This window comes from Clostridium sp. CTA-17, assembly GCF_054767895.1.
This window is the reverse complement of sequence record NZ_BAAABF010000006.1, coordinates 170,297-183,570: the sequence shown is the minus strand read 5'-3', so window position 1 is coordinate 183,570 and position 13,274 is coordinate 170,297. Positions and strand designations below refer to the sequence as shown.

The window sequence follows — 13,274 nt, the reverse complement described above, 5'->3', positions numbered from 1 at the left end:
GTTCTCTTGTTTAATGTTTTGTTGTCTCCTAATCTAACTGGATTAGCCTTTTCTATATCAATCTTAACGGTTTCATATTCCTTATGAGCTGGTACTGAGTTAACATATAACTTTGCTGGTTCTTCTGGATTTACCGATTTAAAGCTTACTTCTTTATTTCCTTTTCCAACATATAAACCATCTTTTTCTTTTAATTCATACTCAGTTCCGTCAATAGTTACGATAGCTTTTCCGCCTATATTGATTATTCCTAGCTCTCTTCTTTCTAAGAAATAATCAACCCCCATCTCTTTGCCGGCTTCTAATTTTAATTCTTTGTAAACCGGTTTTATTCCTCCGAAAATTATTCTATCTACATGACTATATACAAGTTCTATTTGATCATCTTTAAATATGTCTTTAACTAAGTAATTTTCTCTTAATTCCTCAGTATCATATCTTTTTGAATCCTTTGGGTTATTAGCATATCTATTCCTCATAAACTCTCCTCCTATTGTTAAAACGTTTTATATAAACTGGTTTACCAACCTTACGTTAATTATATAATTCCTTACTTATATTGTCAACGCCTTTAATCACTATAAATTATTTTTTTCTTTTCTTAGTAAACATTGTTCCAACAGTAGCTAGAAGAACACCTATTGCTCCAAGGCTTAGATTACTTGCTCCTCCAGTGTTAGGTAGCTTTTCAGTATTATTATTTGCTTGTGGATTTTCCCCTTTATTTTCTTCACTTTCTGGTTTTGTTGATTGATTTTCTTGATCCTCTGGTTTAATCTCTGGTTTATTCTCTTGATTTTCCGGTTTATTTTCTGGCTTGTTCTCTTCCTTTTCTTTAACTAAAACATTAAGCTTTTTCTCTGCTTTTTTCCCATTATTATCACTTACTTCAAAAGTAACTGGATATGTCCCAGGCTTTGTAACTTCAAATTGATCATTTAAAGGAATTTGATTATCCTTAATCTTAATATTTTTAGTTAAATCTCCATCCTCCTTATCTTTAGCCTTAAGTTTGTGAAGAGATTTATCCCACTTATCTCCTACAAATAAATTAGCATCTTCTCCTTCTATTACAGGAGCTTCATTTTTAATTTCATTATTATTTTCATTGTTTCCATTATTTTTGTCGCCTAATTTTACAAGAAGCTCTAAAGGTGCCCCTGAAAGGTTTTCTGTGTTTGCATCAAATTTTATTTTTCCATTTTCTAAATTTATATTTGATATTCTTTTATCTGATTTTATTACTTCCATTGCTGGTTTATTTATTTCTATAGAAAGATTTTTTTCTAAGAAAGTTGGATCTGACACAGCTATGCTTAAGGTATTATCTTTATTTTCTTTTATTATTATAGATGATTTTCCTGTTGATGTTATATTTCCAGCAGTATTTTTTCCCTCTTTCCAGAAGTTAGCTGCTTCAATATTTAATTTTTTATGCTTAACACTATGAGCTACATCATCATTTTGAATAATTTCAACATTTGGATTCTCAGAATATTCTTTTACCTTATCCTCAGTCTTATTTGGTAATAATACATAACTATATTTTTGATCTTTTATAGCTTTTCCATGATCTATATACATAGTTAAGTAATTATCTTTAACCACCTTATCTGCTTCTGGTTTAGAAGAGTTTACATTAATCCAATTACCTTCTCTTTCATCTTTTATTAAATTAATATTTGCTCCCTCTGGGAAATAATATCCTATATTTGATCCACTTACATTTCCTTCTAAGTAAGCCCATTTTGCATTATCAACTTTATCTTTTTCTTTTAATTTACTTACTCTTTCTTTTCCATCTACTATAAATTTATTTGATCCATCACTTTTTATCTTTCTATTTTCAACTATTGTTTCAGTTTCAAAATCTTCTGGATTAGTTATTCCTGAACCTAAGGCAACTATTTCATCATCAAACATAAACCAAGATTTCTTAGCTTTTAAGGAATCGTACTTATTATCTATTTCCATTCCAGCTACTCCGTAAGCTCCTAACTTACTTCCACCAGACCAATTACTCTTTCCTAATTCATAATAAATTTCATTTTGTTGTGATGCTCCTGGATCTAACCCTGGTAATATTTCTTTTGGTTCTCTTTTTCTAGTGTCTACAGTTGTACCTGGCATTCTATATGGATCTACTGTAGCCCAAAAATTTCCTGAGAATTGATTTAAATCATTATTGAATAAATAAGTCATTCCATCCCCTTGGAACCATGGTGTTAAATTTTCCTTGTTCATGAATTCATATTTACTAATTCTACTTGAACTTCTTGATATACCTAAAGCGAAGTTCTCTCTTTTATGAACAGTCTTGTCCATACTATTTAATGCATAATGCTTATCACCTTCTTCTAAAGGTTTTATATTGTCATTATTCATAATTCCATAGAATTCACCTATTACATTAATTGACTTAAATCTTGCTCCAAAATCTAATACACTCTTAGCTTCTGTAGCCCATTTTTTAACTAGAGCATTTATTTCACTAGCCTTATCTCCATCAGAAATCATTCCAATTTTAATCATACCTTCAATAATTCCAGATGCTTGTAAGTATCCATTAGCATTATATCTTGATATTGCTCTTCCTCTAACCATGTCCATAACGTATCCTTTATATATAATTGGATTGAAACTCTCAAAAATCCACTTATAAACGTTATCTTTACTTTCAGATTTTATTGACCATGGAGTTTTTTCTAATAAAAACATTATATTAGATATTTTCTCAATAAGAACATTTCCATATGAACCTGTGTATGCTACCATTCCATGTTGAAGATATGAACCATCCTTATAGAATCCATCCCCACTAGTTACATAATCAAAAACTCCAACTATATCCTCTGATGCTTCTTTAATTTTTTCTGGATCATTCTCATTGACACCTTGCAATAACTTATTCATACATACATCTGCTAAATTTGCTCCTGTATGATATTTACTTCCAGGCTCAATACTTGGTAAGAATTTTTGTATTGCATTCATATAATTTTTAACTTGTTCTTCAGTTAAATCATCATACATTAAAACAACAATATTATTTAATCTTGCTGGTATTCCAATCATCCAATCCCACCAGTTGCCATACTGGTCAATATTCTCATTGTAAGCATTTTTATTGATCCAGTCTAAGGAATATATTATCTTATTTTTCAAATCTTCATTTTTGTAATACTTATTATTAGGTAAGCTATATGCCATAGACATTGTTACTAAGTTATTGAACATAGATGTTATTCTAGCTGGATTTTGTTTATAATCTTTTAAATCTTCCCAAAGCCATTGAGCGTTAGGATCCATATTAAGTTTTGCTACTAATTTGTCTGTATTATTTGTATAACTTATTATCTTCTTAGATATTGTAGCATTACTTGTATCTAAAGAAGAATTACCTACTAAATCCTCCTTCCATCTTAATCTAATGTTTTTAATATACTCAGCTTCGTTGTCATATTTCACTACCTTTTCAGAATTATTTTGACTCTTATTTTCAAGTGCCAAAACATTCTCATAGGAAGCTCCCATAACCATACAACTTACAATTGCCGTTGATATAAGTCTGTTAAGTTTTTTTCTAGATTCTTTCATAAAATCTCCCCCTTATTTTTGTAAACGTTTATAAACGTAACAAGACTATTATATCTTTTTAGTGAATTTTTTGTCAATAAAGTATTTATTTTTATAAATACCTAATTATTTTCAAAAAACACTTAGATATTTCATCTACTTTAATAATAAAGTAATATTAATTTGAGGGTATTTATATTTTAAATTAAGATAATTATTATTTGAGCTTACTAAATTATCGTTCAATTTAAATAAACACTAAAACAAAAAAGAGCCACATAAAAACTAGTAAATAAAGCTTATTTTCTAGTTTTTTATGCAACTCTTTTCCTAATTATATTAATGAATTATCATAAAAGTTTCCCATAACCTCAACAGTTGGTTGTATATTTACAAATGCTTCTGGGTCTATATCCATAACATTTTTCTTAACAATTAATAATTCATGCTTTGAAATTACTGTGGTAATTGAGCTTAATGGTTCATTAGTATATCCACCATAAAGATTTCTACCAATTGTAACTCCTCTCATTTGACTCTTAATTAAACTATCAACAACCTCTTTTTCTTTTTTAGTATAAATTGTTACTGTAAGCTTGTATTGTTGAATGTAAAATAAGTCTATAACCTTAGTAGTTACGTAAATTGAAACTAAGCTATATAAAGCTAATTCCCATCCATAAACTAATCCTGCAACTAATAATATTATTCCATTTACTATAAATCCTAGTTGACCAACTGACTTTCCTGTCATTTTTTGAACAACTAAAACTATAATATCTGTACCTCCAGTAGAGAAGCCTGCTCTAAAGCACATTCCAACTCCAGCTCCCATAAGAACTCCTCCAAATATGGAATTTAAAAGTTGGTTATTAGTAACCGCTCTTGTTGGAATAACCCCTATAAAAAATGATAATGAAATTATAGAAAGAAAACTATAAAGGGTAAATTTCTTTCCTAATTTTCTATAGGATAAATAAGCAAGTGGTAGATTTAAAATTAAAACCCATGTTGAAATATCAATGTTTATATTGAAAAAATCTCCACCAATAGATGATAATAGCTGTGATACTCCTGTAACACCTGATGAATAAATATGTGCAGGTGTTAAGAAAAAGTTAACCCCAATTCCAGCTAAAGCCCCAAAAAGAATTATAGCAGTAATTCTGTAGGCTACCTGATAAATTCTTCCGTTCTTTTTATTCACTGAATTCACTCCGTTCAAAATTATTTTTTCATTGTAAATTATTGCTTGTGATTTTGCTTAATTTATTATATCACCAATAAAATTCTTTTAAAGTGTTTTATTTACTCTTTTTGCAATTTATGATATTTTGTGCTTTTTAATATCTATTTGTTATTTTATATACATTTAAGTTTAAATATTAATATTCGATACTAGTTTATTATTTGTATCTAAAGAAAAAATTTACGAAACAAAGTGAATTATTCTCTATTTTATTTAACTAACTTCTAAAACTTCTTCTTTATTCTTTTCAAAGAATGATTTTAAAACTAAACCTAATCCTAAACCAAATAGGGCTGGTAATACCCATCCTAACCCCTCTGAATAGAAAGGTAAATTTTCAAAAATCCTGTTTAAAAATTCTATATTAATACCTGTACCACTTAAAGCATGAATAACACTAACTATTGTTGTAAATGCTATAGTTGTAGTATAAACCACTGAGTTTCCTTTTATATATTTATCTAACATTGCTAAGACAATAAGCACTATTGCCATAGGATAAATTGCATTTAAAACTGGAACTGATACTGCTAATATTTTATTTAATCCCATATTAGCTAAAACCATACTTGTTAATGTTAATATTCTAACCCAAGAAAGATAATTTATTTTTTTAGTCAAAGTTTGAAAGTATTGGCTACAAGATGTAATAAGACCTACGCAAGTTGTTAAGCAAGCTAATGTAAATATTACTGCTAACAAAATAGCTCCTGGTTTTCCAAAAATATAAGTGATTATATTACTAAGAGTTTGTGCTCCATTTTCAGTTAAACCAAATCTTCCACCACTAGTTGCTCCAAGATGAGCAAGCATTGAGTATATTACTATTAATAATCCTCCAGCAATTATTCCTGCTTTTACAGAGGTTTTTACAACAAATTTTTCTTCTTTTACTCCCTTAGACTTTATTACAAGAGCTATTACAATTCCAAAGTTTAAGGCAGCTATTGTATCCATAGTCATATATCCATCTAAAAATCCACTTATAAATGGTGATTCTTTATAAACTCCTGTAACTTCTCCATATGCTCCTAAAGGTTTAAAAATACTTGCTACGAAAATTAATCCTATTAATACAAGTAAACTTGGAGTTAATACTTTCCCCATTCTATCTACTAACTTTGCTGGTGATAAAGATAGCCAGTATGCAACTGCGAAAAATACAAAAGTATATATAAATAATGCTAAATTATTAGATATAAGTCCTTCTGGTAAAAATGGCGCAACTGCCATCTCAAAGGGAAGACTTCCTGCTCTAGGTATTCCTAAGCCAGGTCCTATTGAAATATAGATAAGAACTGTGAAAAACGTTGCAAAGACAGGATTTACCCTACTTGCTAATACATGTAATCCTCCTGATTTTGCCACAGCAATTACCCCTAGTACTGGAAATCCTACTGCCGTAACAAAAAATCCTAAAATAGTAACCCAAGTAGCACTTCCAGCCGCTTGCCCTAAGAATGGTGGAAAAATTAAATTCCCTGCTCCAAAAAATAATGAAAATAACATTAAACTTACTAATAATAAATCTTTTCTTGATAAATCTTTCATAAACAATGACCCCATTTCTTTTTTATTAACTATATTTTTTCCGTAAAAATATAGTTTTTAATTATTTAATCGCTATAAAAAATTATAATTTCTCCTTCTGTGTCCATGAAAAAACCTCCTTTAAAAATAAAAAATACCCCGTCCCTATAAAAGGGACGAGGTTTAATCGCGTTACCACCCTAATTCTATAAATATAACCTAAAAAAATAGATTTAATTTATAGCACTCTTAAAATACGTACTAAATAATACGCTTTTCCTATAACGGTGAAAATCCGATAAAACTTACTAAAATATAGCTTCAGCTTTACTTCTCCGAGATGATTTTCAGATATACCTTGAACATTGACTTTCAGCAACTTGTCAACTCTCTGTGGATCAATAAATATGCCCTACTTTTTCTCTTCATAGAATTTAATTTTGAATTTATAAGTATATTATCTCTTATTTTTCCAGCTGTCAACCTTAAGTGTATTTTTTATTTATTTTTCATTTTCTCCCATAATACATTAATAAAAAATAAATTATACCGAATTTTCTTTTCCAATTTAAAATAAAATTTAACTAAAAATTTTTTTCTAAAATTATATTAATACATGAAAATAATAAATATTTTCGTGGAATATTTATTTTAAACTCTCCCTTATAAAATATAAAAAATAAAAGGTACTGTATAAAAATAAGTTTATTACTATCTTTTCATACATACCTTTTATAGCTTATATTTTAATATATTATTTAAAAAGTTTTTTATATTTATGACCTATTTTTCCTGTTAATAAATCTCTTAATTCATCTACCAATGAATCCTCTAAATCAATCTTTCTTATTATTGAAGCCTGTCTTCTGTTGAAATATATTATAAAATAGTTTTTAGTCTCTATTACCTCATAAAATTTATAATATTTAATCTTGCTTTTACCTTTAAATGCTGTGCTTTTAATCACTAAAATATCATCAAAAAATTCTAAAGTTTCTATGGATTTTAAAACGCCAGCTTTATCAGCCTTTTCCCTTTCCCTACTTTGAAATTCAATTTTCACAACTATTGCAAATAAAGTTATGATTAATAATATTAACCAATAAATTAAAAAGCTTTTTAATTCAAAAATCCTATTATTATAAGAAACAAATCCAGCCATTAAAGCTGTAATTACTATAATAGCAGGGATTGTAAATTTCTTTCTTAAGAAAGTTGCTATGTACAAAAATCTACTATAATCTTTTTTATTTATAGATGTCTTTATTGTGAATAATTTTTTGTCACTCATTCCTTGCTCCTTACCTCTTCCATTAGTATATGTAGAATATTTTATCAAAATATATAAAAGTAATAAATACAAAAATCATAAAGTTAAATAAAAAATATGTAAAAAGAAAACCTATAAATACATCTAGAGAATTATATAAGCTTTTTTAAATATTCCCTTCATAATATTTATAAGTTTATCTTAAATTTCTTTTAAGATAATTATGTATTACCTGCAACAAACATTACATGGATCACTTTTACCACTTTCAGCCTGTGTTCCACTGTATATTTTTTTACTTCTTTTTAAGGTTGTACAATTAGATCTTTTATGATAGCTTTTTCCACCACTTGTCCAATAAACTATTTCTCCTGAACCAGCTGTTTTAGGTGTTGAATCTCCTGAAGAATTAGCTAAATTTGATGGATCACCAGAGGATTTGTTTGTATTCTTACTGTTATTATCTGATGTACTATTACTATTTTCAACCGCTTTATTTTTAGAGTTCTCTTCTGATTTTTTTGATTCTTCCTGTGCGATTTTAGCTTGTTCCTCTTTTTTAGCTCTTAAATTATCTAACTCTTTTTGTTTATCTTCTACCTCTTTACTTAAGGTGTTATTTTCATTTTGTAATTTATCTACTTCTTCCTGAATTGATTTAAGCTCTGTATTATTTTTTAAGGCAGGTATTTTATACTCTAACTCATCAACTTTAGGAGCTACTTCATTAAATTCCTTTGAATAATCTTTAACCATAAGATTAGGCGAAATCCCTAAAATCAATGCTAATATAAGAGCTATTTTATGAGTTTTTATAAATTTTATAATTTCTTTTATCATATGCTCCTACTCCTAATTCAAACTTTGTATTTCTTTATTTAATGAATTTAATTTATTTTGTAAATCTTCATTGCTTTTAGTTAAATCTTCTTTTTTAGAATTTAAAGCATTGGTATCATTACTTATTTTTTCATTTAAGGAATCATACTCTTTTTGAAGATTATCATACTTCTCTTTAATAGAAAGATATTCACTATGTGTTTTATAAACTCGTGGCTGTAAAAAACTAAATACAATAGCAAAAACCATAGTAAAAATAAAGAAAGTTCCTATTTGTTTAAGAGCTCTTATTACAAAATTTTTCTTAACTTTTTCATTTGAAAATTGCATTTTTATCCCCCTCCCAGCACAATTAACATTTTATCATAATTTATACATAAATTTCATTTTAATATAATACCAAAACTTTACTATAATCATAATTGGTTATGATTAAATGATTAATTTAAATCACCACAAATGGTCTGTTTTAACCTATTTAAAAATAATTTAAAAATAAAATAAATTTATTATAGCGAACAATATAAACTATTGATATTTGAATTTTTCGTGATATAATAAGTGTATTAAATTTTAACTCGTATATAATCGGTAATATGGTCCGAAAGTTTCTACCTGCTAACCGTAAAATAGCAGACTACGAGGAGTTGTACTAAAAATCTAGTAATTCTAGTTTTAAAGCAACACCTCTAAAAAGGTGTTGATTTTTTATTAAGTATAACTTCCTAAAAGTTATAAGAAACCTTTCTTTATATGAGTTTTAAGATTTAAAGTATATTATTCCAATAAAAAATTCTCTTAAAATACTTTTTAATAGAACTCATATTTTTTTATTTTAAAACTTATAGGGAATTTTTATTTTGGATATAAATTTAAATCTTAATATGTAAATTCTAAAAAACTATAAGGAGATGAAATTATGGAAAAGCAAAACTTAAAAAACACGGAAGTTAACTTAATCTATGGAGTAGACGATGATTTAGATTTGCCAAAAAAAATTCTCTTTGGACTTCAACATATATTTGCTGCTTTTGGTGGAATTATAGTAGTACCCTTAGTTATTGCAACTTCTCTTGGCTTTAATAGTAAAGTAACAACAGCCTTAATAAGTGCTTCTATACTTGGTTCTGGACTAGCTACAATTATTCAAGCTAAGGGAGTTGGCAAAGTTGGAGCAAGAGTTGCCTGTATTATGGGTACTGATTTTACCTTTGTATCCCCTGCAATTTCAGTTGGCTCAGTTCTTGGATTACCTGGAATAATTGGAGCTACAATACTCGGATCTTTATTTGAAGTTATTTTAAGTTTCTTTATAAAACCTTTAATGAAATTTTTCCCACCTCTTGTTACAGGTACCGTAGTTGCCTTAATAGGATTAACTTTACTTCCTGTATCAATTGATTGGGCCGCTGGTGGTGCTGGCTCAGCTAATTATGCTAGTTTAGAAAACTTAGCTGTGGCTATGTTTGTATTAGTAATAACGCTTTTACTTAATAACTATGGAAAAGGAATGATTAGTAGTGCCTCAATACTTATAGGTATAGTTGTAGGATACATAGTTTGTATTCCACTTGGACTAGTTGACTTTACTCCTGTAAAGGAAGCAAGTTGGCTATCATTCCCTAAGATCCTTGAATTCGGAGTAACTTTTGATGCTAAAGCAGTTATGGCCTTTATACCTGCTTACTTTGTAGCCACAATAGGAACTGTAGGATGTTTAAAGGCTATTGGAGAGACATCTAATATTGATATTGGTGATAAAAGAGTGGCCGCTGGGGTATTATCTGATGGTGTAGGAAGTGCCTTAGGTGGACTAGTAGGTTCTTGTCCTAATACTTCTTTTAGTCAAAATATAGGTATTATTTCTCTAACTAAGGTAGCTAGCCGTCATGTGGCTGTAATGGCTGGGATACTATTAGTTATCCTTGGATTCTTACCTAAAGTGGCTGCCATAATAACAGGGATACCAAATCCAGTTTTAGGCGGAGTAGGTATAATGATGTTTGGAACAGTTGCGGCAGCTGGTATTAGAACACTAAGTAATATAAAACTTACAGAGCGTAATCTTTTAATAATAGCTATCTCTATGGGACTTGGACTAGGAGTTACATTTAGACCTGATGTAATTCACAACCTTCCAGAAGCAATTAGAATGATCTTCTCTTCTGGAATCTCAACTGGAACAATAGCTGCCCTAATCCTAAATGCAGTATTAAAAGAAAGCCCAACATCAATGGAATTTGAAAATATGTATGATGAAGAAACAAAGGCTAGTTAAAAAGTTTTAAAGTTAATTAATATAGTAATCTTAACTATTCACTATTAATAAATAAAATTAATTAAAAACTAAATATATTTTTATTACATAACATACAAATAAAACTTATGAATAATATGAAGAAAATATCTAAATCCTTAGTGGAATTCAGTAATTCTCTGAATTTATTTATAAGTTTTATCACAACAAATTTTTATACAACTTACAAATATTATGGAGAGAATATCTAGATGAGCTTTAGAATTTAAGCTATTACGTAGAAGATTTTACGTTAAGAAGCGAAACTGTTTGACCGAAGGGAGTTTTTCGCTTTAGTAAAATCTTCGGAGTAATTGCTATAAATTCTTAGCGAAATCTAGTAATTCTCGAAATATATTTGTAAGTTGTATTTTTAGTTTTGTATAAACACATTTTAATCTATATATCTGAAGTTTTTCATGCTTATGTCTAATACTTTAAAAGAATGGGTAACTGACCCTGTTGATATAAAATCAACTCCTGTTTCAGCTATTTCCCTAATATTATCTAAGGTTACATTTCCTGAAGCTTCTACCTCTGCTCTATTATCTATTAACTTAACAGCTTCTTTTAAGGTTTTTATGTCCATATTATCTAACATTATTATATCTGCCTTTGTTTCTAAAGCTTCCTTTAATTGCTCAATGCTTTCAACTTCAACTTCTATTTTTCTAACGAAGGGAGAATTTTTTCTTGCTATAGAAACTGCATTCTTTATTCCACCTGCTGCCTCTATGTGATTATCCTTTATCATAACACCATCATTTAATCCAAACCTATGGTTAGTTCCTCCCCCAACCTTCACTGCATATTTCTCAAAAATCCTCATATTAGGAGTAGTTTTTCTTGTGTCTAAAAGCTTAACTTTTGTTCCTTCTAATCTTTCAACAAATTCTCCAGTAAGGGTTGCTATTCCACACATTCTTTGCATATAGTTTAGAGCAACTCTTTCTCCCATAAGAATTTTTTTTGCATCTCCAAAAACCTCACCAAAGTGTTGCCCTTTTTCAACTTCCTCTCCATCATTTACTGAAAAATTAACTTCTACATCTCCTAAAATCTTAAAGACCATTTTGAAAACTTCTGTACCTGCTATTATCCCTTTTTCCTTAGCTATAATATCAACCTTAGCTATTTTATGATCTAATACTACTGACTCCGTTGTTATATCTCCATATTGTAAATCCTCATTAAGAGCTCTTTTTACATTCTCCTCCACAAGTAACCAATTCATCCTTAATATCTCCTCTCAGCCTACAGATTTCATCAATTAATATTTTCCTGTTTAACAATCTGTATTTATCTAAATCTTCACATTCTCTCTCTTCTATAATAAGCTCTAAATTATCTATATAACTATTAATTTCTAAGGCCCCTCTTCTTGAAAAGACCAAAGCTTCTAATAAAGAATTACTAGCAAGTCTGTTAGCACCATGAACTCCTGTGCAGCTTGTCTCACCAAAAGCATATAAATTTTCCATAGAAGTTTTTCCATTTAAATCAACCTTAATTCCTCCCATGAAATAATGCTGAGCTGGTGCTACGGGTATTGGCTCTTTACTTATATCAACGCCTTCCTCTAAGCACTTATTGTATATGTTAGGGAACCTATTTTGTAAAAAACTCTTTTCCATAAAGGACACATCTAAAAATACATTATTAGAATTTGTTTTTTTCATTTCCTCATATATTTTTTTAGCAACTATATCCCTTGGTAATAACTCATCTACAAATCTTTCTCCATTACAGTTTAGGAGTTTTCCCCCTTCTCCCCTAACAGATTCAGAAATTAAAAATCTTTTTTCCTCTGATTTTTTTGAGAAAAATGCAGTAGGGTGAATTTGTATATAAGAAAGGTCCTTGATTTCTATATTATTTCTAATTGCAACCCCTATGCTATCTCCAGTTATGATTCTTTCATTAGTAGATTTTTTAAATAAACCACCAATTCCACCTGTGGCTAAAATCACCACTTTAGCATAAATACTTAAATTTTCTCCATCTTTATTGAATAAGGCTCCTATGCATCTATTACCTCTATGATATATATCAACCATTTCACAATCTTCTATTATTTTTATATTTTTTCTTCTTTTAACATTTTCTAAAAGAATATCTTCAACATGCTTTCCAGTGATGTCTTTGTGATAAACAATTCTATTTATTTCATGTGCCCCTTCTTTTGTAAAAAGAACTCCATTTTCATCCTTTTCAAAATTAGCCCCTAAATCAATAAGTTTATTTATATTATCCATTGATTCTTCAACTAAAACCCTAACAGAATCAATGTTATTTTCATACTTTCCAGCTTTTAAGGTATCTTCAATGAATGACTGAAAATCTTCTTTTCCTCTAGCTACTGCAATCCCCCCCTGAGCTAGGGAAGAATTGCATAAATTAACTGACTTTTTTGAAACCATAATTATTTCTAAATCTTCTCTTAAGTTTAATGAGGCATATAGTCCTGCTACCCCACTTCCAACTATCAATACATCAGCTACCCTTTTCATAGT

Annotated in this window: 10 protein-coding genes, 1 riboswitch and 1 other annotated feature; of the genes, 1 reads left to right on the top strand and 9 read right to left on the bottom strand. The window is 28.8% G+C overall.

The features are described 5' to 3' along the window. The 7 genes from ACYUCG_RS11270 to ACYUCG_RS11240 form a co-directional block, all read right to left on the bottom strand. Window positions 1-479: 5-deoxy-glucuronate isomerase (locus ACYUCG_RS11270; protein WP_460268644.1), on the bottom strand; the 479-nt coding region annotated here is incomplete at its 3' end. A 106-nt stretch (window positions 480-585) separates the two neighbouring features. After that, a complete protein-coding gene (locus tag ACYUCG_RS11265; protein ID WP_003455341.1) occupies window positions 586-3,597 on the bottom strand; it encodes a polysaccharide lyase 8 family protein in 3,012 nt (1,003 codons plus the stop codon). 313 nt (window positions 3,598-3,910) lie between these two features. Beyond that, a complete protein-coding gene (locus ACYUCG_RS11260) occupies window positions 3,911-4,783 on the bottom strand; it encodes a YitT family protein (protein WP_003455426.1) in 873 nt (290 codons plus the stop codon). Window positions 4,784-5,038: 255 nt separating this feature from the next. Next, on the bottom strand, window positions 5,039-6,376 hold the full coding sequence (gene brnQ, locus ACYUCG_RS11255) for a branched-chain amino acid transport system II carrier protein (RefSeq protein ID WP_003455554.1): 1,338 nt from the start codon (window positions 6,374-6,376) through the stop codon (window positions 5,039-5,041). A 148-nt stretch (window positions 6,377-6,524) separates the two neighbouring features. Beyond that, window positions 6,525-6,793 (bottom strand) — a binding site (T-box leader). 316 nt (window positions 6,794-7,109) lie between these two features. Further along, entirely contained in the window at window positions 7,110-7,646 is a 537-nt protein-coding gene (locus ACYUCG_RS11250; RefSeq protein ID WP_003455538.1) for a YcxB family protein, read from the bottom strand. Window positions 7,647-7,853: 207 nt separating this feature from the next. Next, window positions 7,854-8,465 carry a coiled-coil domain-containing protein gene (locus ACYUCG_RS11245; RefSeq protein ID WP_003455315.1) on the bottom strand — a complete coding sequence of 204 codons (612 nt, stop codon included), beginning with the start codon at window positions 8,463-8,465 and terminating at the stop codon, window positions 7,854-7,856. 12 nt (window positions 8,466-8,477) lie between these two features. Next, a complete protein-coding gene (locus ACYUCG_RS11240; RefSeq protein WP_460268643.1) occupies window positions 8,478-8,795 on the bottom strand; it encodes a coiled-coil domain-containing protein in 318 nt (105 codons plus the stop codon). A gap of 228 nt (window positions 8,796-9,023) precedes the next feature. Next, window positions 9,024-9,125, top strand: a riboswitch (purine riboswitch). A gap of 259 nt (window positions 9,126-9,384) precedes the next feature. Between ACYUCG_RS11240 and ACYUCG_RS11235 the strand changes: the two genes are divergently transcribed. Further along, a complete protein-coding gene (locus ACYUCG_RS11235) occupies window positions 9,385-10,743 on the top strand; it encodes a uracil-xanthine permease family protein (protein WP_460268642.1) in 1,359 nt (452 codons plus the stop codon). Between the two features lie 412 nt (window positions 10,744-11,155). Here ACYUCG_RS11235 and nadC read toward each other — a convergent pair whose 3' ends face one another. Both nadC and ACYUCG_RS11225 read right to left on the bottom strand, forming a co-directional pair. Continuing rightward, window positions 11,156-11,995: a carboxylating nicotinate-nucleotide diphosphorylase gene (nadC, locus tag ACYUCG_RS11230; protein ID WP_460268641.1), complete on the bottom strand. Its 840-nt coding sequence runs from the start codon at window positions 11,993-11,995 to the stop codon at window positions 11,156-11,158. Next, window positions 11,952-13,271, bottom strand: a complete 1,320-nt coding sequence (locus tag ACYUCG_RS11225) for an L-aspartate oxidase (protein ID WP_283703931.1) — start codon at window positions 13,269-13,271, stop codon at window positions 11,952-11,954. The genes nadC and ACYUCG_RS11225 overlap by 44 nt, the downstream gene beginning before the upstream one ends. Window positions 13,272-13,274 lie beyond the last annotated feature (3 nt).